Source organism: Spongorhabdus nitratireducens, assembly GCA_947387575.1.
Lineage (GTDB): Bacteria > Pseudomonadota > Gammaproteobacteria > Pseudomonadales > Endozoicomonadaceae > CANDOC01.
On sequence record CANDOC010000001.1, the window covers coordinates 403,914 to 428,288 of the forward strand.

The 24,375-nt window shown below is 49.1% G+C and carries 22 protein-coding genes; 14 read left to right on the top strand and 8 right to left on the bottom strand.

Annotated features, from left to right (window positions below):
• Positions 1 to 297: 297 nt before the first annotated feature.
• The 4 genes from ACYZZ0_RS01740 (at position 298) to cobB (ending at position 4,312) form a co-directional block, all read left to right on the top strand.
• On the top strand, positions 298 to 1,455 hold the full coding sequence (locus tag ACYZZ0_RS01740) for an isobutyryl-CoA dehydrogenase (protein ID WP_461534840.1): 1,158 nt from the start codon (positions 298 to 300) through the stop codon (positions 1,453 to 1,455).
• A complete protein-coding gene (locus tag ACYZZ0_RS01745; protein ID WP_461534841.1) occupies positions 1,455 to 2,228 on the top strand; it encodes an enoyl-CoA hydratase in 774 nt (257 codons plus the stop codon). Before ACYZZ0_RS01740 ends, ACYZZ0_RS01745 begins: the two co-directional genes overlap by 1 nt.
• 96 nt (positions 2,229 to 2,324) lie before the next feature.
• A complete protein-coding gene (locus tag ACYZZ0_RS01750; protein WP_461534842.1) occupies positions 2,325 to 3,446 on the top strand; it encodes an enoyl-CoA hydratase/isomerase family protein in 1,122 nt (373 codons plus the stop codon).
• Positions 3,447 to 3,610: 164 nt separating this feature from the next.
• On the top strand, positions 3,611 to 4,312 hold the full coding sequence (cobB, locus tag ACYZZ0_RS01755; protein ID WP_461534843.1) for a Sir2 family NAD+-dependent deacetylase: 702 nt from the start codon (positions 3,611 to 3,613) through the stop codon (positions 4,310 to 4,312).
• Between the two features lie 153 nt (positions 4,313 to 4,465).
• Here the strand turns inward: cobB and ACYZZ0_RS01760 are convergent, their stop codons facing one another.
• The gene (locus tag ACYZZ0_RS01760) at positions 4,466 to 5,728 is read right to left on the bottom strand and encodes a hypothetical protein (protein WP_461534844.1); all 1,263 of its coding nucleotides are present in this window, start codon (positions 5,726 to 5,728) and stop codon (positions 4,466 to 4,468) included.
• A gap of 311 nt (positions 5,729 to 6,039) precedes the next feature.
• The gene (locus ACYZZ0_RS01765) at positions 6,040 to 6,816 is read right to left on the bottom strand and encodes a siderophore-interacting protein (RefSeq protein ID WP_461534845.1); all 777 of its coding nucleotides are present in this window, start codon (positions 6,814 to 6,816) and stop codon (positions 6,040 to 6,042) included.
• 188 nt (positions 6,817 to 7,004) lie between these two features.
• Between ACYZZ0_RS01765 and ACYZZ0_RS01770 the strand changes: the two genes are divergently transcribed.
• The 5 genes from ACYZZ0_RS01770 (at position 7,005) to ACYZZ0_RS01790 (ending at position 13,914) form a co-directional block, all read left to right on the top strand.
• A complete protein-coding gene (locus ACYZZ0_RS01770; protein ID WP_461534846.1) occupies positions 7,005 to 8,885 on the top strand; it encodes a sensor histidine kinase in 1,881 nt (626 codons plus the stop codon).
• Positions 8,878 to 10,245, top strand: a complete 1,368-nt coding sequence (locus ACYZZ0_RS01775) for a sigma-54-dependent transcriptional regulator (RefSeq protein ID WP_461534847.1) — start codon at positions 8,878 to 8,880, stop codon at positions 10,243 to 10,245. The genes ACYZZ0_RS01770 and ACYZZ0_RS01775 overlap by 8 nt, the downstream gene beginning before the upstream one ends.
• Before the next feature lie 627 nt (positions 10,246 to 10,872).
• A complete protein-coding gene (locus tag ACYZZ0_RS01780) occupies positions 10,873 to 11,871 on the top strand; it encodes a TRAP transporter substrate-binding protein (RefSeq protein ID WP_461534848.1) in 999 nt (332 codons plus the stop codon).
• A gap of 79 nt (positions 11,872 to 11,950) precedes the next feature.
• On the top strand, positions 11,951 to 12,517 hold the full coding sequence (locus ACYZZ0_RS01785) for a TRAP transporter small permease (protein ID WP_461534849.1): 567 nt from the start codon (positions 11,951 to 11,953) through the stop codon (positions 12,515 to 12,517).
• A complete protein-coding gene (locus ACYZZ0_RS01790) occupies positions 12,517 to 13,914 on the top strand; it encodes a TRAP transporter large permease (protein ID WP_461534850.1) in 1,398 nt (465 codons plus the stop codon). Before ACYZZ0_RS01785 ends, ACYZZ0_RS01790 begins: the two co-directional genes overlap by 1 nt.
• On the opposite strand, the gene ACYZZ0_RS01795 is transcribed toward ACYZZ0_RS01790, so the two are convergent.
• The 3 genes from ACYZZ0_RS01795 to ACYZZ0_RS01805 form a co-directional block, all read right to left on the bottom strand.
• Positions 13,870 to 14,286 (bottom strand): hypothetical protein, encoded by a 417-nt coding sequence (locus tag ACYZZ0_RS01795; RefSeq protein WP_461534851.1) that lies wholly within the window; start codon positions 14,284 to 14,286, stop codon positions 13,870 to 13,872. The genes ACYZZ0_RS01790 and ACYZZ0_RS01795 overlap by 45 nt on opposite strands.
• 741 nt (positions 14,287 to 15,027) lie before the next feature.
• On the bottom strand, positions 15,028 to 15,909 hold the full coding sequence (locus tag ACYZZ0_RS01800) for a DMT family transporter (RefSeq protein ID WP_461534852.1): 882 nt from the start codon (positions 15,907 to 15,909) through the stop codon (positions 15,028 to 15,030).
• A gap of 49 nt (positions 15,910 to 15,958) precedes the next feature.
• The gene (locus ACYZZ0_RS01805; RefSeq protein WP_461534853.1) at positions 15,959 to 16,201 is read right to left on the bottom strand and encodes a hypothetical protein; all 243 of its coding nucleotides are present in this window, start codon (positions 16,199 to 16,201) and stop codon (positions 15,959 to 15,961) included.
• A gap of 277 nt (positions 16,202 to 16,478) precedes the next feature.
• Here ACYZZ0_RS01805 and ACYZZ0_RS01810 point away from each other — a divergent pair, with 277 nt between their 5' ends.
• Positions 16,479 to 18,467, top strand: coding sequence for a hypothetical protein (locus ACYZZ0_RS01810; RefSeq protein ID WP_461534854.1), 1,989 nt, complete (start codon positions 16,479 to 16,481; stop codon positions 18,465 to 18,467).
• A 29-nt stretch (positions 18,468 to 18,496) separates the two neighbouring features.
• Here the strand turns inward: ACYZZ0_RS01810 and ACYZZ0_RS01815 are convergent, their stop codons facing one another.
• Positions 18,497 to 18,847, bottom strand: coding sequence for a GFA family protein (locus ACYZZ0_RS01815; RefSeq protein WP_461534855.1), 351 nt, complete (start codon positions 18,845 to 18,847; stop codon positions 18,497 to 18,499).
• Between the two features lie 250 nt (positions 18,848 to 19,097).
• Here ACYZZ0_RS01815 and ACYZZ0_RS01820 point away from each other — a divergent pair, with 250 nt between their 5' ends.
• The 4 genes from ACYZZ0_RS01820 (at position 19,098) to ACYZZ0_RS01835 (ending at position 22,232) form a co-directional block, all read left to right on the top strand.
• Complete coding sequence (locus tag ACYZZ0_RS01820) at positions 19,098 to 19,979, top strand: hypothetical protein (protein ID WP_461534856.1); 882 nt, start codon at positions 19,098 to 19,100, stop codon at positions 19,977 to 19,979.
• A gap of 163 nt (positions 19,980 to 20,142) precedes the next feature.
• On the top strand, positions 20,143 to 20,679 hold the full coding sequence (locus ACYZZ0_RS01825) for a DUF6817 domain-containing protein (RefSeq protein ID WP_461534857.1): 537 nt from the start codon (positions 20,143 to 20,145) through the stop codon (positions 20,677 to 20,679).
• 59 nt (positions 20,680 to 20,738) lie between these two features.
• The gene (locus ACYZZ0_RS01830) at positions 20,739 to 21,440 is read left to right on the top strand and encodes an MOSC domain-containing protein (RefSeq protein WP_461534858.1); all 702 of its coding nucleotides are present in this window, start codon (positions 20,739 to 20,741) and stop codon (positions 21,438 to 21,440) included.
• A 72-nt stretch (positions 21,441 to 21,512) separates the two neighbouring features.
• Positions 21,513 to 22,232 (top strand): SIMPL domain-containing protein, encoded by a 720-nt coding sequence (locus tag ACYZZ0_RS01835; protein WP_461534859.1) that lies wholly within the window; start codon positions 21,513 to 21,515, stop codon positions 22,230 to 22,232.
• Between the two features lie 50 nt (positions 22,233 to 22,282).
• On the opposite strand, the gene hmpA is transcribed toward ACYZZ0_RS01835, so the two are convergent.
• Both hmpA and ACYZZ0_RS01845 read right to left on the bottom strand, forming a co-directional pair.
• Positions 22,283 to 23,479 (bottom strand): NO-inducible flavohemoprotein, encoded by a 1,197-nt coding sequence (hmpA, locus tag ACYZZ0_RS01840; RefSeq protein WP_461534860.1) that lies wholly within the window; start codon positions 23,477 to 23,479, stop codon positions 22,283 to 22,285.
• Between the two features lie 198 nt (positions 23,480 to 23,677).
• Entirely contained in the window at positions 23,678 to 24,370 is a 693-nt protein-coding gene (locus tag ACYZZ0_RS01845; RefSeq protein WP_461534861.1) for an aspartate/glutamate racemase family protein, read from the bottom strand.
• Positions 24,371 to 24,375: the final 5 nt, after the last annotated feature.

Consider the following 24,375-nt stretch of genomic DNA (forward strand, 5'->3'; position numbering starts at 1 on the left):
TTGACGTTAACGTAAAGTTGGTCAATATTTATTAGCGTTCTGGCAATATCATCTATCTGGATTGAATGTATAGGGATTGGTTTACAAGCGCGTAATTCAGATGAGTTGCCAGTTTTCCGGAAGATGTAGTATAACTTTACGTTAACGTAAAGCTTGTTTTGAATGTCTTGCTGAAACTGGATTGCAGCTCTGCTGGTTACGTAAAACAACAATCTCGCGATTCCTGTCACCGGCGCTCAATGCTAGTTTACGCAATACTCTGACTCTCACCTCCAATTATAAGTAAGAGAGGTCGCTGTGAATTTTGAACTGACTGAAGATCAGATTGCTTTCCGTGATACTGCGCGCCAGTTCGCGGAACAGGAACTGGCACCCCATGCGGCAGAATGGGACCGGGAACATCATTTTCCTGTTGATGTGATCAAGAAGACCGGAGAACTCGGCTTCTGTGGGCTCTATACCCCGGAAGAAGCTGGCGGTCTGGGCCTGAGCAGGCTCGACTCTCACCTGATTTTTGAACAACTCTCCTATGGCTGTACGGCCACTACTGCATATTTGACTATCCATAACATGTGTACCTGGATGATCGGCAGCTTTGCTGCGCCGGCACTGCGTGATGAGTGGTGTCCGGATCTGGTCAGCGGGGAAAAACTGAGCTCCTACTGCCTGACCGAGCCGGGTTCCGGTTCTGATGCCGCTTCCCTGCGCACGACTGCGAAGCGGGAAGGGGATTACTATGTCCTGAACGGCAGCAAGATGTTTATCTCCGGTGCCGGCAGTACTGACGTTCTTGTTGTTATGGCCCGTACCGGCGATGCCGGCCCCAAAGGTATCTCCGCCATTGTGGTACCGGCAACTACGCCCGGTATTACCTATGGCCGACTGGAAGAAAAAATGGGCTGGAATGCCCAGCCGACTCGTCTGATTACATTTGAAGATGTAAAAGTTCCGGTTTCCAACCGTCTGGGTGAAGAAGGCGAAGGCTTTATCTTTGCCATGAAAGGTCTGGACGGTGGTCGTCTGAATATTGCCACTTGCTCACTGGGTACCGCCCAGCTGGCCATTGACCGCTCCAAAGCTTACCTGCAGGAGCGTCAGCAGTTTGGTCGTCCGATTGCCAGCTTCCAGGCGCTGCAGTTCAAACTGGCGGATATGCAGACCGAACTGGTTGCAGCCCGCCAGATGGTACGACTGGCTGCTCATAAACTGGATAACAAGGATCCGGAAGCCACTTCTTACTGCGCCATGGCCAAACGCTTTGCGACTGATGCCGGCTTCAATATCTGTAATGAAGCACTGCAACTGCACGGCGGTTATGGCTATATCAATGAATTCCCGCTCGAGCGGATGGTCAGGGACACCCGGGTGCACCAAATTCTGGAAGGCACCAATGAAATCATGCGCGTGATTATTGCCCGCCGCCTGCTGGACGAAAAATGTGGAGAGATCGAATAATGAGCGACAGCATCCTGATAAAAGAAGAAGGTCACACCGCAATTCTGACCCTGAACAATCCACCGGCCAATACCTGGACCGAGGAAAGCCTGAACTATCTGGCATCCATTGTGGAGCAGTTCAATCAGCGTAAAGATATTATGACCCTGATTGTGCGCAGCGACAGTGAGAAGTTTTTCTCTGCTGGTGCCGATCTGAATATGTTTGCGGATGGTGACAAAGGAAATGCGGCCAGAGTCGGTATCGCCTTTGGTAATGCCTTTGAAGCACTGTCGTCTTTCCGTGGCCTGACTATTGCCGTAATTAACGGCTGGTCCATGGGCGGTGGTCTGGAAGTAGCGCTGGCCTGTGACCTTCGTGTTGCCGAGCCGCAAGCCACACTGGCACTGCCGGAAGCTTCTGTAGGTTTGTTGCCCTGTGCCGGTGGTACCCAGAACCTGACCCTGCTGGTCGGTGAAGGCTGGGCCAAGCGCATGATTCTTTGCGGCGAGCGGGTCAAGGCAGAAAAAGCACTGGAAATTGGCCTGGTTGAAGCACTGGCCGAACCGGGCAAGGGCATGGAACAGGCAATGGAGTGGGCCAACGGCGTCGAGAAACAGAGCCCGGCAGCAGTTGCTGCCTGTAAGCGCCTGATTCAGCAGACCCGCAGTGCACCGTTGAGCGAAGGTCTGCCGAAGGAGCGGGCTGAATTCAACGAACTGTTTGATGATCCCAACCAGCTGGAAGGCGTCAACGCTTTCCTGGAAAAACGCAAGCCTGAATGGAAGTACTGAGTACGACTGTTGCTTTAGGTTCAAACTCAATCGCAGTAGCTGCTGGCTTTATTGCAAGAGTGGCTCTGCGATTGCCTTCATTTAAGGATGTAATGAATGTCTGATTGCGTTTTATTTACCGAGCTGGAAGCCCGTAACGGGATGAAAATCGGCCGGGCTACGCTGAATTCCGAAAAGTCCATTAATGCCCTGAGCCTGGATATGATCGATCTGATGTATCCAAAGTTTCAGGACTGGGCAACTGACCCCTCGATTGCTGCAGTAGTATTGGATGGTGCCGGTGAGCGCGGTTTCTGTGCCGGCGGTGATGTGCGTCAGCTGTGGGAATGCATGCAGCAAGATACGCCGGATAACCGGGCTTACTGCGAAGGTTTCTTTACCCGCGAATACCGTCTTGACCATCTGCTGCACCGTTTCCCCAAACCACTGCTGGTCTGGGGTGGCGGTTTTGTTATGGGTGGCGGTATGGGTCTGATGGCCGGTGCCTCTCACAAGGTTGTCACTGAAACCACCCGTATCGGTATGCCGGAAATCACCATTGCATTGTTCCCGGATGTGGGTGGCAGCTATTTCCTGAACCGACTGCCGGCACACGCGGGTATGTTCCTGGGGCTGACTGCCTGCCAGATTAACGGCACCGATGCTTTGGATCTGGGGATGGCAGACCGTCTGCTGAAACAGGAATCCCGGGCAGAACTGCTGGATGCAATGCAGTCTGTCGAATGGAGCAAAGATGGCGCCGCTAATCATCGTCTGCTGGACAGTATTCTGCGCCGAATGGAACAGGATGCCGCTGATGTGAAACCGGCAGCACAGGTAGTACCGCGAATGGATATTATCCGTTCCCTGATCGACCGGGATTCACTGTCCGATATCATGGGCGCAATCGAAGCGCTGGAAACAGACGATAAGTGGCTGCAGAAAGCCCGTGCCGCTGCGCTGCATGGCAGCCCGGCAGCAGCACATCTGATCTACGAAATGCTGCAGCGCGGCCAGCGCTGGTCACTGGAAGAAACTTTCCGTCGTGAGCTGGATCTGGCCGTGAACTGTACCCGTAACGGTGAGTTCAGCGAAGGTGTCCGGGCCTTGCTGGTTGATAAGGATCGTACGCCAAAGTGGCTGTTTGCTTCTGTTGATGAAGTGCCGGCTGAGTGGGTTCAGTCGCAGTTGCAATCGCCCTGGGATGAGGAAAATCATCCGCTGCAAAGCCTTTCCTGATTGATTTGCCGAAGAGCTGACATCGTTGTCAGCTCTCGGTTTGTTTCTTTTCTGTTCTGTTTTTTCTTCACTCGATATATTTCAGCTTACGATTACGATCTATCGCGCTCTCTTTTGCTGTTTTGGCAAAGATCAAAATTACTGTATTGGGAAACAAGCTGTTTATGCCTGCCTACAAGAATATTGTTGTGTTAACCGGTGCCGGAATATCGGCTGAATCAGGAATACAGACTTTCCGTGCCAGTGATGGCCTGTGGGAAAATCATCCAGTCGAGGATGTGGCAACACCGGAAGGTTTTGCCCGTAACCCTGAGTTAGTGCAAGACTTCTACAATCAGCGTCGGCAACAGCTTGCTGAAGTGCAGCCAAACCGGGGTCATCAAGTGCTGGCCGATTTTGAAGCAGCATTTGACGGTGACTTTTTGCTGATTACCCAGAATGTTGATGATCTTCATGAAAGGGCAGGGAGTAGCAACCTGATACATATGCACGGTGAGCTGAAAAAGGCACGCTGTCTTGATTGTGAGCATGTGGCTGATCACGAAGGTGATCTGGGCATTAACAGTCTGTGTAATAACTGTAAGTCTGTCGGATTGCTAAGACCCCATATTGTCTGGTTCGGGGAAATGCCGCTGGAAATGGATCTGATCTATGACAAGCTTGCCAATTGCGATCTGTTTGTTTCTATCGGGACCTCGGGCAATGTTTATCCAGCTGCTGGATTCTTTGCTGAAGCCAGAGCGGCAGGCGCACATACTGTTGAGCTCAACCTTGAACCGAGCGAGAACGCTTCGCAGTTTGATGAACAGTTTTATGGCCCGGCGACAGAGGTGGTGCCGGCATTTTTTAATACTCATATGAAATGATTTAATGACCGGCAGTATGCTTGTTGCTCTGCCGGTGGACTCTAACGGTCAGTTACTCGGACAGGTTATACTTATTTTCCTATCTACTTTTCTATTGCATGTTGAGGGTCGAGAAGTAATCCGGCCGTATATGAAGTCTAATGTTGAGTATTGTTATAGCGCTAGCTGAAAATGCTCTTCAACGAATGGTAGTGTTTCTTTTTGAGAGAACCTGAAAACAGAATATTCATAGAGAGCGTGCTTCTTCACTTCCTCCATCATCGATTGCTTCAGGTCTTCGGGAACACTGGTTTTGTCTACAAGCTCCAGGAATGCTGTTACTTTCCGTTCAGGGCAACGTAGAGCCCATGCCTGCAGAAAGAACTTCATTTTTTCACCGTGGTTGAGGCCTAAGGAAGTTGTAAAGGTATGAAGGTCAACTCTGAGTGAAGCGTCTTCAGCTGAATCCAGATGCTCCTCTAAATCTGGAGTATTTCGGCTCAGTTTAGTGAATACCGAAGAGCCTGTCAGTTCACGGATGCGTACGACGGGTGGACAGTAATATGCGTTCATTAATTGCCCAAATTTAGTGTTATGTTCGTCAAGTTGACTTGTGGTAACACCCATTGCTTCACACAGAGCTTCACATTCACCGGACATCGTACAGAAATGATTAGGCAGGTAACTCCAGTGAATACGCCTCTTAATCATGAAATACTGTATTGATTGAAGAAACTCATCTCCTGCGTATGTATCCTCATTCTCGTAATATGAATCTGACGAGCGCAGTAAGTGTGACAAATTATGGGGCAGACATAGCATTCCCAGCATATAGCAGATCAGCTCACGTTGAATGTCATAAGAAGTATGCTCATTCAGCCAGGCTATCCCAAGCTTAATCCTTGACTGATTGTCCTCTACTGTTTCAGTAGTATCATCACAGGTAAGCCATAAGGCTGAATCAAGCTCCCACCCTCCGGTGATTACAGCCAGAGTATCAGTCAATCTCTCCTTTCTAAGAACAGGGCCAAGAAACAGGATATTCAGATCTGTGTGCTTGTGAGCTTCCTGAAAGAGGGTGAGTAACTGTATGTTGAGGCCAATGTGATCACCCTTGGCCACACTTAAGGAATGTACCAGTTGCCTGTACTCTGATAGCTCGGCCTGAACAACCGAGTCATGCTTTGCCTGCGCCTCCTCTTTTAGATCAAGTATATTCATACCTGCCGGGCTTCCACTGGCCTTGTCCAGAGCTATGAGAAGATGGGCGAATTGATCAAATGTCAAAGTCTTGGCCAGATAAAAATTCAGTTGATGCTGTTTATCCTTCTCGACCAGACGGACTTTTCCTGCCTGCATATTTGTTGATATGAAAGCTGATAAAAAAAGGCATCCCAGTTTCATCAATAGTTTAATGAAGTGTTGTGATGGGTTCATTTTTTGAATTCTAATGCTTTTAAATAGGATAGTTATCCTAGTTCAGAGTTTGAGAGGTTGCCGGTTTTGTTTCATTCTCCTGAAGCAGGAGTTCTGGCAAAAGAGAGATGGAACTGAAGAAAGTCATCTGCTTTGGGTTCGATCATGCTGAAACCAGAGCGACAGGTACACATACTGTTGCGCTGAATCTTGAGGCGAGTGAAGAGACGTTGCCCTTTGATAGATCTGCGCAGAAGTGGTGCCAGTATTTATTGATTCACTGACGAATTAATTACCGGCAGTCACCCTGCCGGTTGATTTCTAACTACCAACTACTCGGCCAGCTGGCGCTTCTTTTCCTGCTTGTGGCGAGTGTCGTCCAGTCCTTTCTGCCAGTAACTACTGATATAGCGGGGAGGGCGGGGTGCCGGCATGGTCTGATTCAGATGATTGCGCAGTTCCAGCACAGATTTCAGCTCTCCGGCTGCCCAGATATACGGTGTGCCGGATAACCATGGTAGTGAGAGCGCTTTTTGTTTGAGCTGATCATGATGAGTACCGGGCTCGGGATTAACCACCCAGTGGATTTCAATGCCTTCAGGTGATTTTCCGGGTTCAATTTGCAGTGCGGCTTTATCTTCGGCTTCAGGAACTTCGAGCACCACATAGCCTTTGGCATCAGTCGGCATTTTATGCAGATTAGCTCTGATTGCTGGCAAAGCAGTCAGGTCGCCGGCCATAAAGAACCAGTCTGCAGAGAAGTCGACCAGCTTGGTATCACCCGGGCCGGCAACCTTGATTGAGTCTCCCGGTTTTGCCTGACCTACCCATTGTCCTGCTGGTCCCAGCTTTTCCGGGCTGTCCTGGTTATGCAGGGCAATATCCAGCACCAGCTCTTTGGCCTGAATATTGCTATCAACTACGGTCATACTCCGCATCATTGGCCGTTGGCCTTCTTCCGCACTGTCGAACACGAGTTTTACGTAGGCTGAAGCCTGATCAACAGGGAAGTCACTCAGCGATTCGCCGGTAAAAGTAAAGCGACGCAGGTTTGGTGATAGCGGGGTAATGTCTTTTACAGTTAATTCTCTTGGCGCAGGTCGGGACATTAAAACTCCGTCGTATTCATTAATTCTTTTTCGCGAATGAGGCGGTATGAGTGTAGCAGTTATTGAGAATTATTATCATCAGGTAATTTATACAATATCAATCAATATTCATATCGCAAGATACATACTGGAGTGGTAATCTCCACACCGCCAATGGAGTGATGCACAGCAAAGCAAAGATAAAAACATTGAAAAAACTATTGATTCAAGCGGGAAACAGACGCCAGACCACCTTTCTTGCTGTTATAGCAGTAATGATTCTGGTTGTAACCTGGTGGGCCAGTCGTCAGGTAGGATTTGTACTGTTGAGGCAGGATGGCCTCAATGAGCTGTTCCGTTATCGTAATTCAATTCAGTATATGCTGGAACGCTATCGTCCGTTACCGGCTATTCTCGCGGTTAATCCATTACTGGAAGATGCATTCGAGGACGAAAAACTGTTGCCCCGGGTCAATCTGTACCTGGAGCAGATGGTTGAAAAATCCGGTGCCTCTGTCATCTATATGATGGATCGTGAGGGCAACACCATTGCCAGTAGTAACTGGTCATCCCCGCGTACATTCCTCGGTAAAAACTTTGGCTACAGACCCTATTTCCTGCAAGCCATGCAGGGTGGTGAAGGGTTCTATTCCGCGCTGGGCGTCATCTCCGGAGCCAGAGGTGTGTATTATGCCCGCAGGGTTGAAGTCAACGGTCGTCCGTTGGGCGTGATTGTTGTCAAGCGTGATATGGAAGAGATCGAGAAGGACTGGGAAAGTCCGTGGGATCGTGGTGAAGCCGCATTCACCATTACCGACTCGACCGGCATTATCTTTATCAGTACTCGAAGAGACTGGCTGTTCCATAGCCTGGAGCCTGTTTCCCGTGATGACCTGGGACGCATCCAGCAGCAGCGTCGTTATGATAACCAGACCTTGCAGCCACTGTACTATATGCAGCAACCCAAGCCTTATAGTTTGCAAAACAGCAACAGTGATTTACGAAGTGTCGGTATTGGCCAGGAAAGAACAGAGTCATTTCTGACCCAGAGTGTTGCCATGCCGGAAACCGACTGGCGTTTGCATCTCTTTATCAAAACCACCGCGGTTAACAGGATTGCAGCGATCAGTACTTTGAGTATGGCTGGTTTCCTGGTGGTACTGCTGATGGGAGGTCTGTACTGGCGAGAACGTCAGTGGCGCTATCAGGAAGTGAAAGCCGCACTCGATCATCTGGATGACAAGGTTCGGGCACGCACTCTGGCACTGACCGAAGCCAACCGCAAGCTGCAGTGGGAAATTGAACGTCACAAGCAGACTGAGAAAAATCTGCGTGATACCCGCAATGAGCTGGTGCAGGCAGCCAAAATGGCGGTGCTGGGTCAAATGTCAGCCGGTATCAACCATGAGCTGAACCAGCCGTTGACGGCGATTCGCTGCTATCTGGAAAATGCTGAAGAGTTTCTGCGTCGTGACCGTCAGGCCCAGGTTGCGGAAAACCTGCGGGAAATCTCCCGTCTTACCGAGCATATGTCAGGTATTATTCGTCAGCTCAAGGCGTTCTCACGCAAGGCGGAGGATGAACACGAACCGTTGAATATGCTTGATGCACTGCGGGACTCATTGAAAATTGTGCATCCGATGCTGCGGGAAAACAGTGTCCAGCTGAATTTTGACAATGTCTCCAAGGAGCCGCTGATTATCAACGGTGACCTGGTCCGGTTGAAGCAGGTCTTCGTCAATCTGCTGAGTAATGCCGTCCAGGCAGTTGAACAGAAGGATGAGCGCAAAATCAAGGTTGGTCTCTATCGCCGTGACAAGCAGGTTGTCGTAGAAGTCTGCGACAATGGTCATGGTTTGCCGGGCAGTGCAATCCAGCAGATTTTTGAACCGTTCTATACCACACGCTCCATTGATCAGGGACTGGGGCTCGGTCTTTCCATCTCCCGTCATATCGTTGAAGCAATGGAAGGTGTGATCAAGGCGGACAATGTTGCCGAGGGTGGCGCCCGGTTTACAGTGGAAATTCCGCTCATAAAAAGCGACACTGCATCTGCCGTAGCAGTAGAAGACAGAATTCACTATGGATGATCATAATAATTTGCCGGTCGTAGTGGTCGATGATGAGCGGGACCTGCTGAATACCATTGCCCAGACTCTGGAACTGAATGATCTGCAACCCCTTTGTTTTGATTCGGGCACAGCTGCCCTGAAACAGCTGAACCGTGACTTTCCCGGTGTGGTGGTGACTGATATCAATATGTCACCCATGGACGGTCTGGAGTTGATGACCTGTATCCAGACCATTGACCGGGAACTGCCGGTGATTCTGATCACCGGCCATGGTGATATCTCAATGGCGGTCAATGCCATACGGGATGGCGCCTACGAGTTTATTGAAAAGCCGTTTACCGGCAAGCAACTGGTGTCGGTTATTCAGCGGGCACTGGAACGTCGTCATCTGGTGCTGGAAAACCGGGCCCTGAAGCAGGAGCTGGCAGTTCATTCGGCACCGGGATCACGGATTCTTGGTAATGCCAGCAATATGAAACGGCTGCGTAACCGGATTCATCAGGTGCTGGACGCTCCGGCAGATATCCTTATTCATGGTGAAACCGGTACCGGCAAAGAGCTGGTTGCCCGTTATCTGCATGAGCACAGCTCGCGCCGGCAGCATCCGTTTGTAGCAATAAACTGCGGTGCTGTGCCGGAAAACCTGATTGAATCGGAACTGTTCGGGCATGAGTCCGGAGCCTTTACCGGCGCTGAGAAAGCCAGAGTAGGGAAGTTCGAATATGCCAATGGCGGCACCCTGTTTCTGGATGAAATCGAAAGCATGCCGGCCTCACTGCAGATCAAGATTCTGCGGGTACTGGAAGAGCGCAAGGTTGAACGACTGGGATCGAACAAGCTGATTTCACTGGATATCCGCATTGTTGCAGCCACCAAGGTTGACTTGTTGCAGCTGGCCGAGCAAGGCAACTTCAGGGAAGACCTGTATTACCGCCTGAATCTGGTCAAGCTCAATATTCCACCATTGAGAGAGCGGCTGGATGATGTGCCGTTACTGTTCGAACACTTTGCCCTGCTTGCGGCCGAACGTTACCAGCGTCAGTTGGAACCAACCGGCACCGAGTTTATTGATACCCTGTTGCAGCACCACTGGCCCGGTAACGTGCGTGAACTGCGGAATGCTGCCGAACGCCATATTCTGACCGATGGCTTTGATACCTTTGAATTCCGTGAAGATGATACCCTGCGTGATATTCAGGCGCGGGCTACGCTGCCGGAACGGGTAGAGCAGTTTGAGCGGATGGCCATTGAACAGTCACTGAAACAGAACAACGGCTGCATCAAAGACACCATGGTCTGCCTCGGGATTGCCCGCAAGACCCTGTATGACAAAATGAAAAAATACAGCCTGACCAAGGACCCTTACAAGGTAGCCTGAGAGTCAGAGCTAAAATCCATGCGGGGATAATAAGAGGGGGGGATTTACCCGGCGTTGTCTCTGCTTTTTTGCATTAACAAAATAAAAATAACCATGCAAAAAAACTGTGTTGTACGAGTCATTGATCGTACAGGTCTGACACCATACTGACCGATAACCACGTCTCCGATACTAGGCAGAACGTGGTGTACATTTTTTTTCCATCGTTATTTTTTTACTCCTGCAAACGGGCGACACTTTGTCGTTAGCAGACACAGTCGCTATCAGACTTTGTTGTCATTCGTATGTGGAGGTATCCGCCCTGGTCGCTGATTCGTGAAGAGAACCTGCATATAACTTTTCAGATATCTGTTTGCAGCATGATCATGTTGTAACCGGCTGAAAAACAGCAATATTTTGTGTGCTTGTCCCTACGCGGAAAGTATTGAAATGGGTAGATAACTACCCATTTTATGTCGAATTTTATTTTCATAAACCGTCAGGTGCGCGGATTACCTGCCCTCGGTAGTAAGTGGAAAAACTGGCAAGGCTTTTGCTTAAACGTGCCAGCAACATGGGAATGATTCCCGCATAACAATGTAACAAGTTAAAAACTAACAATAAGCCAATACGCAAGGCGCTTTTATAATGAAAATGATTAAAACCCTGATTGCCAGCACAGTTGCCTGCGCTGCCCTGATTGCTCCGATGACCCAGGCGGCACCGATCGAGATCAAGTTCTCTCACGTTGTGGCCGAGAACACCCCGAAGGGCAAGATGGCGCTCAAGTTTGAAGAGCTGGTTGAACAGCGCCTGCCAGGCAAGGTAGACGTCAAGGTTTACCCGAACTCCCAGCTGTTCTCTGACAGCAAGGTACTAGAAGCCATGCTGCTGGGCGACGTTCAGCTGGCGGCTCCGTCTCTGTCCAAGTTCCAGAAATACACCAAGAAGCTGCAGGTATTCGATCTGCCGTTCCTGTTTAACGATATCGAAGCTGTTGACCGCTTCCAGAAAAGCGACAAGGGTCAGGAACTGCTGACTTCTCTGGAAAAGAAAGGCCTGATGGGCATGGGTTACCTGCACAATGGCATGAAGCAGCTGTCTGCTTACTCGCCGCTGAAGGTACCGGCTGACGCTAAAGGCAAGAAGTTCCGTATCCAGACTTCCGACATCCTGGCTGCCCAGTTTGAACAGGTTGGCGGTATTCCGCTGAAGAAGCCGTTCTCTGAAGTATTCACCCTGCTGCAGACCCGTGCCATCGACGGTACCGAAAACCCGTGGTCCAACATCTACTCCAAGAAGTTCTTTGAAGTTCAGCCGTACATCACCGAGTCCAACCACGGTGTACTGGATTATATGGTTGTAACCTCCAAGGAATTCTGGGCCGGCCTGCCGGAAGATATCCGTCCGGTGGTTGCCAAGTCTCTGAAAGAAGCCATTGCTTACGGTAACGAAGTGGCTGGCGAGAAGACTCGCAGCGACCGTCAGGCGATCATTGATTCTCCGCGCAGCGAAGTGCTGTCCATGACCGACGCTGAACGTCAGCAGTGGGTTGAAGCAATGAAGCCGGTATGGAAGCAGTTTGAACACGAAGTTGGTAAAGACGTCATCGACGCTGCGCTGGCTTCCAACCAGAAAAAATCCTGATCCAACCGCGAAGCACGTATCCGGTCAGCTGCAGTAGCAGTTGACCGGTTCTTAATAACAATGAAGGGACTTCGCTATTATGCTGTCGCGTCTCCTTGAATACCTCCACGGGGCTGAAGAAGCTCTGCTGAGATTGCTTCTGGTCGCCATTACCCTGCTGGTTTTTGCTGAAACTGTGTTGCGATTCGGTTTTAACACCGGTGAGCTGTGGATGCAGGAAGTGACCCTGTACTGTGCTGCCTGGTTTGTGTTGCTGGGTGCCTCCTGGGGTATCCGTGTGGGTGCCCATATCGGTGTTGATGCTTTTGTAAAGCTGTTGCCGAGTGCCTCCCAGCGTATTGCCGGCATTATCGCCGGGGTACTGGGACTGATTTACTGTGGTCTGTTCGTTTATGGCAGCTGGATTTATGTCGGCAAAGTAAAAATGATCGGACTGGAAATGGATGACCTGACATTTCCCAAGTGGATTGCCATGAGTGTGCTGGTGATCGGCTTTGTATTGCTGGCCATTCGGATTCTGGTGCTGCTGAAGAAAATTATCACCGGTGAAGCCAGTGGCTTCCATCATGTAGATGAAGCTGAAGAGAGCATGAAACTGGCAGAAGAGATCAATGCTGCCGGCAACACAGCAGGGGAGAAGCACTAATGGCTACAGCAACGCTGTTTATTACCCTGCTGCTCTGCATGCTGCTGGGCATGCCGATTGCGATTGCGCTGGGTCTGTCCAGTATTGTTACTATCCTGACCTTCTCCAGTGACTCGCTGGCTTCGGTCGCACTGAAGATGTTCGAGGCGACATCGGAGCACTATACGCTGCTGGCGATTCCCTTCTTTATTCTGTCTTCTGCCTTTCTTTCTACCGGTGGTGTCGCACGACGGCTGATTGATTTTGCAATTGCCAGTGTTGGCCATATCCGTGGTGGTCTGGCGATGGCATCGGTTATGGCCTGTATGCTGTTTGCGGCAGTATCCGGCTCATCTCCGGCAACCGTAGCAGCAATCGGCAGTATCGTTATTGCCGGTATGGTGCGTTCCGGCTACCCGCAGTCGTTTGCCGCAGGCGTTATTGCCAATGCCGGTACTCTGGGTATTCTGATTCCGCCGTCGATCGTTATGCTGGTTTATGCGTCAGCGACCGAAGTCTCTGCTTCCCGCATGTTTATGGCGGGTCTGATTCCCGGCCTGATGATGGGTGGCCTGCTGATGGTTGCCATCTATATTGCTGCCCGTATTAAAAAGCTGCCGGCTCAGCCTTTCCCCGGTGTAACCCACCTGTTCGGTACCGGTGCCCGCGCCATGGGCGGCCTGATGCTGATCGTGATTGTTCTGGGTTCCATCTATGGCGGTATTGCCAGCCCGACTGAAGCCGCGGCTGTTGCTGCCGTCTATGCCTGGCTGGTTGCGGTTATCGGTTACCGTGATATCGGCCCGCTGAAAGCTGTGCCGTGGAAGAAAGAAGGTGAGTCTCTGGTTGTTGCCATGGTGCGTAACACCGTGCAGATGTTGCTGGCACTGGTACAGTCTTTCACTGACAAGGAAGTGAACAAGGTTGTTACCGACGCAGTAAAAACCAGCCTGATGCTGTTGTTTATTATTGCCAACGCCATGCTGTTTGCTCACGTTCTGACCACCGAACGGATTCCGCATATTATTGCTGAAACCATCGTTGGCTGGGGTCTGCCGCCCTGGGCATTCCTGATCGTTATGAACCTGTTGCTGCTGATGGCGGGTAACTTTATGGAGCCATCGGCGATTCTGCTGATCATGGCACCGATCATGTTCCCGATTGCCACCCAGCTGGGTATCGACCCGATTCACCTCGGTATCATTATGGTGGTGAATATGGAGATCGGCATGTTGACGCCACCGGTCGGACTCAACCTGTTCGTCACGGCGGGTATTACCGGCCGCAGTATGGGCTGGGTAATCAGAGCCTGTCTGCCATGGCTGTGCCTGCTGCTGTTCTTCCTCGGCCTGATTACCTACGTGCCGCAGATATCACTGTTCCTGCCCGAGTTGATTGACTCGATGAAGGGATACTGATTGCCCTGTTCTTTTCGGCGATGACTGTTGCTCTAAGCAGTCATCGTTGTTTTGACCAGAGGCAGATTGCCTGTTTATCTGCCCCGGTTTTGCCACAGGTTTGCAATAGCACTTGTGGCATCCTTTCTTTGAAAATGACCTGTTTTTCGTGGCGTCCTTTTTTCTCTTCTTTATCTCTATCTCTTTAAAAAATAATAAAAAAAGAAAGAAGAATAGATATTCTGAGCTCATTGCCAAATGCGCCAGTTGTGGCATTTGAGCGGTAACCTGTGGCACCGTTTTGGCGCCCAGGCCCCATGCCAGCGGTAATTCTCCGGAGGACACCACAAAAACACGGGTATATTGCGTCCTGCCAGCCCCTGTTACCTGCACAGAGGTGAAACCGGCAAGAACACAACTGTAGGGAAACCCCAGGATCAGGATTTCAATTAATACGTCAGTGGGTTTATGACTCCGGCGTGAGTGTCGTAGTAATCAGGATTCGTTGTGTGAAAACGGTAAGAGATATTTGTCTAATATCGCCATAATTAATGGCCTCTGAGGGCTGGCCCAATAACTGTCGCGAGAAAAGAGAGGGGGGAGGGGGAAAACACTTGTGGTGGTGTGGCGTGATGTCGGTCTGGCGGCTGGAAAAATATATCTTGTGTCTGTTAATGTCCGGTTTGCAGCCCGGCGTTTTGATAGCTCCTTAACAAACCAAAATAAGTACCTGAAAACAGGTTAATATTCTGGTGGAAAATTGAGGCTTTGTAATGCCTTGATATATAGAGCTATTTTCTTAGAGTGTTCCCTGCGCCCGCAGGGATGAACCGATCACAGCCGGAGGTAACAGCAGAAAGGCAACCGTGTTCCCTGTGCCCACAGGGATGACCTGATTCATCAGAGATTTATCCAGCAAGAGCAGTTAAGCCAGATCTCTCTAAACCCATTCTGTCATGATCTATTGAGAATCCAGTTCCGGGAATGGATTTTGAGAAACCGAAAGCCTTGTTCTTAGGGGCTTCGCTGGTGAAAAATCTTCCCAGAAAGGGGCGTTATTAAGCCCCCCAAGATGTTTTTGATACTTTGTATCGATGCCGTGCTACGTATCAGAGAAAAGTAAGCTCTACCTGATCAAGTGGGTTCAACTTGCCTGAACAACCTGAACAGGGGACTGTTAACCATGAAAACGGCCATGGATGTTATCAGAATGCCAATCAACTCGTTGGTATCCAGCGATTCGTCAAGAAGTATCACTGAAAGCATCACTGAGCTGACAGGAATCAGATAAAACAGGCTGGATACCTGGCTGATCTCAAGTTGCCTGATAAGGATATATAGAATGCTGAGTGCCCCGATTGAAACAATAACAGCCATCCATAGCAGAGAGAAAATAAATGCGGGCTGCCAGTCTGTATAGCTGCCATCATAAAACATGGCGATTGTGTAACACATGGCTGCAGAAACACAGGTATGAATAACACCACCAGAAAATACATTCATATTTGAACAAAATTTCTTCTGATAAACACTGCCTAATGCGAGGCCCAGCAGCCCCAGTATTGACATCAAGATGCCCGACAGATTATCGATCCCGAGGTTGTTAAAGACGATAAAGCTGACCCCCAGAAGCCCCATAAACAAACCAACCCATTGTTGCTTGCTGATGGTTGTTTGCAATACAAGAAATGATAACAGGCTGGCTATCAGTGGCTGGAAGCTTATGATCAGGGATGACGTTGCAGCCGAGGTACCCAGGTCAATAGAAATAAAGACGCCAATTGAAAATGTACCGACGATCAGCATGCCGGCAATCGATATGTGAAATACTTCACGGAAAGAGCCTGGCCATCTGACTCTGAATAGCAAGCAAATAACGACAAGTATTATTGCTGTTATAGAAAATCTGTAGGTCAGAAATGAAAGTGGGTCAGCATAGGGTATCCCGAACTGGGTAGCCACAAACCCCGAACCGTACAAGGTAATAAACAACAAGGATAAAATGGTTGTACGCATAGCTACAGCTTCCACTCGGATGGCTCAGGCATATTGTTATCCCTTTTCTTTATTCATTGACAACGCCGTAGCGGTCATCAGACATCATATGCTGATGTTCCTGCAAGCTGTTAACGTTGAAGGTTTTACATAACCAGCGCATTTTGTGAGCAGCCATATCCCCGATATGGATCACCTCTCTGGCGTGCAGACTGTCATTATTAGCAATGCTGACAAAATCACCAGTACCAAGAAAGACTGGATTTTTACATTTGTGATTCACATCATCCAGCTTTTGATGGCCTCTTTTCATTCTGAAACTGCAGATCGGGTTCGAGTTTCAAAGTAACATCTAAGTAGAAACCTGTACGTTTTCCTGTAAAACAGGTTTCAGCTCAATATTATCTTCACTACACCCGCCGTGGACGCTGATAACTTTATGGACACACTCAGGCGCTCCCTGCGCCCGCAGGGAGGGAGCCGGTATATGAGCCAACTGATACTTGAACCCTTTTCTGCGAAAGCAATGGAAAATAAATATCCAGTAACTATGCTTTTTTATCTCAAAGTACAGTGCGGCTGGTTAATAAATGGGCTGGAAAGGGCCAGAACATAAAATAGTCTTCCTGCTGCTTGCTTTTTACGGGCTGTATTTGTTTTCAGTACCGTTACAGGCAGCAATGTCTGCTGTTGTAGTGCTTCCTGAAGAAGAGAGGCATATTGGTGTCATTCAATTCAGGTGCAGTATTGCCAGTGAAACGGGGCGAGGTGGTCATACATACCAATTGTATGAGACTTACCGAACCGTTGAATTATTTTTTAAAATCAAAGGCAGATACTACGCGCTCTGGATCAAGCAGCGAGCAGTAGAACGCAAGAGCGGCAAGCCTGTACGGCTTAATATCAAATGGCGCTGGAGTGGAGACCCGAATCTCATTGATGAAAAGTATCAGGAGAAGATGAGTCACGAAGATATGGCTGGTGTGTATGAGCAATTGGTTTACAGAGTTGAGCGTAGGGAAAAAGTTTCACTTTCAGAGCTTATTGCTGAAACACCGGAAAGAGTAACAGTACAAATGCGTAACAATATCTGGCTGGGAGAAAGCTCTCAGGTGGAGTCCGAGTTTTTCAAATGGTTTGATGATGATGAAGGAGGTGAGGTTCATAAACCAATCAGCATCAGTGATATAGCCTCTGACCCGGAAGCGAGGGGATATCTTGATCGAGGTATTGCGGGTCTGTGTCTTGACTATGACGATGACCATCGCAAAAAGGTGACATGGCATCCGCTGAAAGGGATCAGCTGCCTGAGAGATATCAGCCTGGAACAGGAGCGGGACGCACATGGGTTTGTCGTTTGCTTCAGACTTGAGCGTGACGGGAAGGCATCGCGCCAGAAATTTATTTTGCACTATCCACCCAATAGCAGGAAAAGAAAATTAAGCTATCGGGAGCGACCACCCAGTAAAACCGAAGTGTTTAATAGTTCGTCATTATTATTTTCAATTGGCAGGTATGAATATGGTCGTAAGGTCGATGTGAAAAAACAGGCTCCTGATTGTAACTGGAGCCAGATCGATCATATTACTGAGGCGCTGCTGACACTTCCTGCACCGTTCAACCCTGATGAGTCATACAATCAAACACAGGAGGATCATTTTTGTTACCAGGCTCCTCCCATCAAAAAAGCACGGGAGGTGACTGTGTTTGCCTCAGCTGAAGCTGTTGATGAATCACGTGAACAAATCCCTTTATATGCAATAAAATCTTTAAATGAGCTGACAGAGCGGATCAGTCAGTTGAAGCAAGAATTACAGCAAGTATCTTTTGAACGTGATGATTGCCGTAGAAGGGTCAGCTATCTGGAATCAGAGCTGGAGCAATTAGGCGCTGTTCGAGATGATTATTACAAACGAATTGAAACCCTTGAAAATGATCATGAAACAATGGTGGAACAGAATGAGGAAACCGACAGAATCATTCAGGCTTTGAGGGATAATCTTGAGGAAGCTGAGAGTGTTCAGCGGAAACAGGAGATAAAAATAGCTATGTTGGAAAAGTCTCATGCTGAGGCTAATCGTGAAACTCATATGGCAAGAAGTGAGCTTGATCAGGAATGCTTACAGGTAACACGGTTACAACAAGAGATCGCTAAAATTAAAGCCTTAGTAGAGGATAAGGAAGCGGCAAATATAGACTTGATGAGGCGGCTGGATGAGAGTGTGAAACTGACCGAAAAATATAGGCATGCCTCTGTTTTGCCTTCAGCTGAGGCAGTTCAGTGTTCTCCTCGGCCTGTACACACTATTTCCAGTGGCAGACCCAAAGTGAATGAATGGAGACTCGTTATGTCTACCAACCGAAAAGTGCGGCGAACAGATACTGTTCGCCGCGCTGATAGAAAAGGCCAGGAGTCCTTGTCGGAAAGAAGAGTACTGATTGATTTTCCTTTGCCTCGGCCAAGCTCTGGTTGTGGTGTTGGTCTGGACGAAGTTGAATCAACACCAAAAAGTGTTATTAGTGTGAAACCCTCTAGCAAGAAATCATTTGCAAGCGTGGTGCGAGATGGTAACAGATAATGCCATGATCAAATTTATAGATTTGCTTTCTAAAGCTCCGACCCTTTAAAAATATCAAAAGGTAGATTTATTGAGTCCAGGCCATCAATACAACCTGTGTTGATCCGGTACTCGCCAGGCGCTCTCAGTGTTTGGTGAAAGGTATAGATACCACACCGGTTGCAGAAATGATGACGCGCTACATCCTGACCAAAGGTGTAGGTCGCCAGTGCATCTTTCTCAGCCGTGATTTTCAGTCGTTCCGGAGGCAGGGTAAAAGCTGTCATTGTTGCTGCCTTGCGGGTGCAGATTGAGCAGTCACAGCGAAGTCCCCGGGTAATTGCCGGTGCTTCAAATTCAAACTGAATGGCACTGCAATGGCAGCTTCCTTTGTATTTCATGCTCTTTATCCTGTTTGTCTGTTGTTATTTGTCAGGTCAAAGATCGGGTCATGATGCGTTATCTGTGAAAAGAGTCAACCTGGCAGTAGCTGTTAGTTGTCGTTTTTTAATGGTCTGGTGATAACATACTGGTCATTCGTTGTGCTGGTTTAGCCGCGCCTGTCCGGGTTCTGTTTGATGTGAGTAAGTCCGGTTGGGAGGCAGTGAACAGTTAAAGTCGCCTGAGAAGAATTATCTATAAGTAGCTGAAATGGAAAAAAGGTTATCGCCATCCCCGTTGTTGTTTACCTTGCTAAACCTCGGAACGTTCAACATCTATTCCATCTATTGGGCCTTCAGAAACTGGCAATACATCAAAGCCAGACAGGACAGTGATATCCGGCCATTCTGGAGAGCGGTTTTCCTGCCGTTTATGTACAACGAACTCATCAAGGATCTCGATGCAGATACCGGTGAAAAGTTATATAAGACGGATAACATCAGGTATTTTCTGGCTGTTATATATTTTGTTGCAGCCATCAGCTCAAACCTGAGTGAGCAGACTTTTATAGGGTCTTTTTTCATCTTTGTTCCTTTACTGCCCACCGTATACAAAATGTGGAAGCGTGACAGTTGGACACCTCCAAAGCATGCTCTGAAATGGAGTGTGCCTTCTGTTTTGCTCGGTCCACTGGCACTGCTGGCTATTTTGCAGCTGACTCTCTGGGATCTGCCTGAAACGGTGATTGATGGCTCTGAATTGTCAGAATCGAACCGTGAAATTCTGATTGAAAACAGCTTGCTACAGCCTGATGAAGAGATTATCAAGTTTTATGCGGGCGGCCTTACCTCGGTTCTGGAAGATGGCCAGTTTCTTACCGACTGCTGTGTGGTCAGTTATTGGGAAGAGCTGGAAACCAGCCGCATCATGAACAACAGGGTTGGCTATGAGGACATAACTGATCTGGAGGTCACATGGGCTGAATCACTGCTGGATGATACGGTTATCAAAGTGTATGTGAATGAGACTGACTATTTTGAGCTCTGGCTGAGCAAGCAAAATGATGGGGACAGGGAGTTTATCAAGGCGTTCAAGGAACAGATTGTGAAAGAGCGTATAGCACTGTCCAGCCGGGATGAAATGACAATCTAGTTTGTTATTCGGCACGGGCTGTTAAAGCCTGTTGCCGGGTACCGCGAATATTAAAAGTATTCGCCTGGGTAAAGAGCGAACCGCACAAGAACTATTCTAATCCTGAACCTGGCAGTCGTATTGCCTGTAAAATGACCCTACTGTATTCGGTGGAGTTCGGGGAATGAATCACAAATTTGAAAAGCTTGCTTCACTCGGGGCAGGGGACTTTCAACATCTGCACGGCTCACTGGAAACGCACCTCAAGGGAACAGAGTCATTGCTGGCAGAGTGGGGGGCTGATGAAACCCTGAGAACCGCCGGGCTGTTTCATGCGGCCTATGGTACGGCAGGTTTCGATGAGCAAATGGTGTCTCTGGCCCGGCGTGGAGAGATTGCCGCTGTGATTGGCAAAGACGCTGAAGCGCTGGTTTATTTGTACTGTGCCTGTGATCGTGACGCGGTCTATCCCCGGTTCGGCAAGTCATCATCTGTCCGGTTTCGAAACCGGTTTAATGACACAGAATTTGAAATGTCCGTTGATCAGATGACCCGGTTCTGTGAACTGACAGCAGCCAATGAACTGGAGCTGGTGTGTGCCAGCGACCAATTCAAACAGCAATACGGGCAGGGACTGTTTGATCTGTTCGAGACAATGAATGATTACCTGAGTCCGCAGGCCCGGGCGGCTTATCAGAAAGCGCTGGCTGAGTTTGCCTGACTGCCTGTACAACAATAATTTTACAGCAAGAACAAATATAAGAACCGTCGGAGTTGTTTATGAAACATGGCGTGATTAATTCTTTATGGCGCTATCCGGTAAAATCACTGCAGGGAGAGCAGCTGAAAAAGGTTGAAGTCGACAGCAGAGGTATTAAGGGTGACCGGCTGTATGCTATCAGCAATCCAGAGGGAAAGTTTGGCAGTGGCAAGAATACCCGACGTTTCCGACGTATTGATGGCTTGCTATCTCTCGGGGCTTCACTGATAACAGATGGCGTTACTGTCAGATTTCCTGATGGTAGCTCACTGAATAAAGGCGATATCGGGCTGGATCAACAACTGTCTGAAACGCTTGGGCAACCGGTATCCCTTACCAGAGAAAACGACATCCCCCATTTTGATGCCGGAGCCGTCCATATTATGACAACGGCCTCGCTGCTTTCGCTGCAGCAGTTATGCCCGGATGCTGAAATTGCTGCGCCGCGGTTTCGGCCCAATATTGTGATTGACTGTGAATTTACGGATCAGGAGCTGATCGGCAAGACGCTTCATATCAATGATGTTGTGCTGGAAATCACGGGTAAAACCGAAAGGTGCCGGATGGTTGCGCTTGATCAGCCCGGCTATGAATACAGGCCTGAAGTACTGAAAACGGTATCGCAGCATTTCGGCATGCATTTTGGTGTTTATGCCAGTGTTATTGCTACCGGAACCCTGGCGGCTGGTGACAACATCAGGTTTGCAGATCAGGCTGCCTGATTCAGGCTGCAGCACTGGGTTGACTGGCAATATATACTGCTGAAGTTTTTGATGTGATGTAAGGATACTGTTGTGCAACGAAATAATGTTCCGGGCCTGATGATTCTTGGCCTTTCGATTATTCTTGGTCTGTCTTCACTGGGCTATCTGCTTGGCAGTGCCGCTATTGAATACCGGCAGCTTGATCGCAGCGTAACGGTAAAGGGACTGGCTGAAAGGGAATACCCGGCTGATATTGTGATCTGGCCGATTATGTTTACCGAGGCCGGAAATGATCTCGAGACGCTCTATAATGCGATAGAAAACAGCTCTTCCGAGATTCAGTCATTCTTGCAATCCAGAGGTATTGAAGCAACTGAAATCAGCTTTTCCTCACCTTCAATAACCGACCGTTCTGCCCAGCAATATGGTAATGGTAACCCGAGTGAGTTTCGCTATATTGCGGTACAGACGGTCACAGTCTATTCCAAAAATATTGATACTGTCAGAGCCGTGATGAACTCACTTTCAGCCTTGGGCAAAAAGGGGATTGTCTTTACCGGCGATGATTACCGGGCCCGCACCGAGTATCTGTTTACCCGCCTGAATGAGATCAAACCGGAAATGGTTGAAGAAGCTACCCGAAATGCCCGCGAAGTGGCAGAGAAATTCGCGGCAGATTCTCACAGCAAGCTGGGTAAAATCAAAAGAGCTTCACAGGGACAGTTCAGTATCTCGGCCAGAGATAACAATAACCCGCATATCAAGTCGGTGCGGGTTGTATCAACCGTTGAGTACTACCTTTCAGATTAATCCGGGACAGGGTGTTGTGAGCCAGCTATGAATAGCTGGCTCGACAGGGATCAGATCTCTTTATGAGGCCCGAACACTTCAAAGTGGATATTCTCTTTCGGAACACCCCAGCTTTTCAGGGTCCGGTTGACCATGGCCATAAAACCGAGTGGGCCGCAGAAGTAGTAGTGGGCATTCGGCAACTCAATCCGGTTTCGGATCGCTTCCATATTCATGATACCGTTGTAGTCATGGCCGCTGCAGTCTGCAGTCGGAGCATTGTAGAATACAATCTGTTCTACATTGTCATGCTTGTTAGCAACAGCTTTGGTGTGAGCACCAAAAGCATGAACCTTGCTGTTCTGGGCACTGTGAACATAACGAACCTGACGGCTGGTTTGAGCCAGGGTGTTCAGCATGCTCATGATCGGGGTCTGACCTACACCGCCGCTGAGTAACACCACCGGGCTGGATGCCTCGACATCCAGTACAAACTCACCGGTTGGTGGGCACAGTTCGACAATATCGCCCACCTGTACCGAGTCGTGCAGGTAGTTGGAAATCAATCCCTCTTTCTCGCAATCCGTTTCCCGCTTGACGGAGATTCGGTAAGTCTTGCCGTTAGGCGCATCTGACAAACTGTACTGGCGAATGCAGCGATAACCTGAGTTTTCCGGCTTGAGACTGAGGCCGATATGCTGTCCCGGAAGGAAATTAACAACGGGTCTGCCATCTACCGGTTCAAAATAGAACGAGGTAATCAGCTCATTTTCCGCAACCCTGGCGGCGACCCGGAACTCTCTCGTGCCTTGCCAGCTGCCGTCGGTGCTTTCGCACTGGCGATAAACCCCTTCTTCTATCTCAATAAACAGGTTGGCCAGCAGCTGATAGGCTTCACGCCAGGCAGCAAGGGTTTCGTCTGTGGCTGTATCTTTAAGGACATAAGCAGCTGCTTCAATCAGATACTTGCCGACGATAGAATATTGCTCCGGCTGAAGCGTAAAGCTGGCATGTTTCTGGGCGAAACGCTCTACCGCGTCTTTCAGCGCCGGGGGATTGTCGATATAGGCGGCATAACACTGAATGGCATCAGCCAGAGCAACCTGCTGGCGATCGGTTTGCTGATTACTGATGCTGAAAACATTCATCAGTTCAGGGTTATGGTTGGACATTTGCTGGTAAAAATGGCGGGTAATTGCATCACCCTGTTCTGCCAGTACCGGCGCAGTGGATTTTATGATGCGGATTGTCTGTTCACTCAGACTCATAACAGTCTCTCCCCATCAGCCGGAGCCAGGCTCAGCGGCCGAAGGTGTATATGTTTTGCATATTATGGCTGCATCCTATAACCGGCTTAGGCTGATGTCTACAAGTGTCGTGTATTGTGGGGCAGTTTGATTGAAAAGTACGGGCAAGGCCCTGATATAAATCAGGGCGGTCCAAGATTTGGTAGTAAAAGCGGTATTTTATGCCAGTGCAGTCTCTACCGCTTTGGTGGCGTGAATAGCTGTCGTGTCATATAGCGGTATCTGAGTATCTGACTGTTTTACCAGCAGTGCAATTTCGGTGCAGCCCAGAATGATGGCCTCGGCGCCCTGGCTGTGCAGGTCGGCAATTATTTCAAGATACTGTTGGCGAGATGTTTCGTTTACCTGTCCCAGACACAGCTCCGAATAAATTACGTCGTGTACCCGTGTCTGCTGGTCATTATCCGGCACAATCACATCAATCCCATACTTCTGCGTCAGTCGCCCCTTGTAGAAGTCCTGTTCCATTGTGAACCGGGTACCCAGCAGGCCGACCTTGCGCCGGTTGTCCTGTAACAGCTGTTCTGCTGTAGCATCGGCAATATGTAACAAGGGGATGGAAAGCGCCGCTTCAATTTCAGTAGCGACCTTATGCATGGTATTGGTGCAGATCAGTAGAAAGTCGGCACCACCGGCCTCAACTGCTTTAGCTGCGGTAGCCAGTATCTCTGCGGTTTCATCCCAGCGTCCCTGATGCTGAAGCTTTTCGATCTCATCAAAATCGACACTGTAAAGGCAGATTTTGGCAGAGTGCAGTCCGCCCAGCGCCCGTTTAACGCCTTCGTTCAATGCCTTGTAATAGCTGGCAGTGGATTCCCAGCTCATGCCGCCGAGCAGACCGATGGTTTTCATTTAAT

What these genes read in the sequence shown, in the direction of transcription:
- ACYZZ0_RS01745 (WP_461534841.1), top strand. Translation starts at nt 1,455, where the DNA reads ATGAGCGACAGCATCCTGATAAAAGAAGAAGGTCACACCGCAATTCTG.
- ACYZZ0_RS01750 (WP_461534842.1), top strand. Translation starts at nt 2,325, where the DNA reads ATGTCTGATTGCGTTTTATTTACCGAGCTGGAAGCCCGTAACGGGATG.
- cobB (WP_461534843.1), top strand. Translation starts at nt 3,611, where the DNA reads ATGCCTGCCTACAAGAATATTGTTGTGTTAACCGGTGCCGGAATATCG.
- ACYZZ0_RS01760 (WP_461534844.1), bottom strand. Translation starts at nt 5,728, where the DNA reads ATGAACCCATCACAACACTTCATTAAACTATTGATGAAACTGGGATGC.
- ACYZZ0_RS01765 (WP_461534845.1), bottom strand. Translation starts at nt 6,816, where the DNA reads ATGTCCCGACCTGCGCCAAGAGAATTAACTGTAAAAGACATTACCCCG.
- ACYZZ0_RS01775 (WP_461534847.1), top strand. Translation starts at nt 8,878, where the DNA reads ATGGATGATCATAATAATTTGCCGGTCGTAGTGGTCGATGATGAGCGG.
- ACYZZ0_RS01780 (WP_461534848.1), top strand. Translation starts at nt 10,873, where the DNA reads ATGAAAATGATTAAAACCCTGATTGCCAGCACAGTTGCCTGCGCTGCC.
- ACYZZ0_RS01785 (WP_461534849.1), top strand. Translation starts at nt 11,951, where the DNA reads ATGCTGTCGCGTCTCCTTGAATACCTCCACGGGGCTGAAGAAGCTCTG.
- ACYZZ0_RS01790 (WP_461534850.1), top strand. Translation starts at nt 12,517, where the DNA reads ATGGCTACAGCAACGCTGTTTATTACCCTGCTGCTCTGCATGCTGCTG.
- ACYZZ0_RS01800 (WP_461534852.1), bottom strand. Translation starts at nt 15,909, where the DNA reads ATGCGTACAACCATTTTATCCTTGTTGTTTATTACCTTGTACGGTTCG.
- ACYZZ0_RS01805 (WP_461534853.1), bottom strand. Translation starts at nt 16,201, where the DNA reads ATGAAAAGAGGCCATCAAAAGCTGGATGATGTGAATCACAAATGTAAA.
- ACYZZ0_RS01810 (WP_461534854.1), top strand. Translation starts at nt 16,479, where the DNA reads ATGGGCTGGAAAGGGCCAGAACATAAAATAGTCTTCCTGCTGCTTGCT.
- ACYZZ0_RS01815 (WP_461534855.1), bottom strand. Translation starts at nt 18,847, where the DNA reads ATGAAATACAAAGGAAGCTGCCATTGCAGTGCCATTCAGTTTGAATTT.
- ACYZZ0_RS01820 (WP_461534856.1), top strand. Translation starts at nt 19,098, where the DNA reads ATGGAAAAAAGGTTATCGCCATCCCCGTTGTTGTTTACCTTGCTAAAC.
- ACYZZ0_RS01825 (WP_461534857.1), top strand. Translation starts at nt 20,143, where the DNA reads ATGAATCACAAATTTGAAAAGCTTGCTTCACTCGGGGCAGGGGACTTT.
- ACYZZ0_RS01830 (WP_461534858.1), top strand. Translation starts at nt 20,739, where the DNA reads ATGAAACATGGCGTGATTAATTCTTTATGGCGCTATCCGGTAAAATCA.
- hmpA (WP_461534860.1), bottom strand. Translation starts at nt 23,479, where the DNA reads ATGAGTCTGAGTGAACAGACAATCCGCATCATAAAATCCACTGCGCCG.
- ACYZZ0_RS01845 (WP_461534861.1), bottom strand. Translation starts at nt 24,370, where the DNA reads ATGAAAACCATCGGTCTGCTCGGCGGCATGAGCTGGGAATCCACTGCC.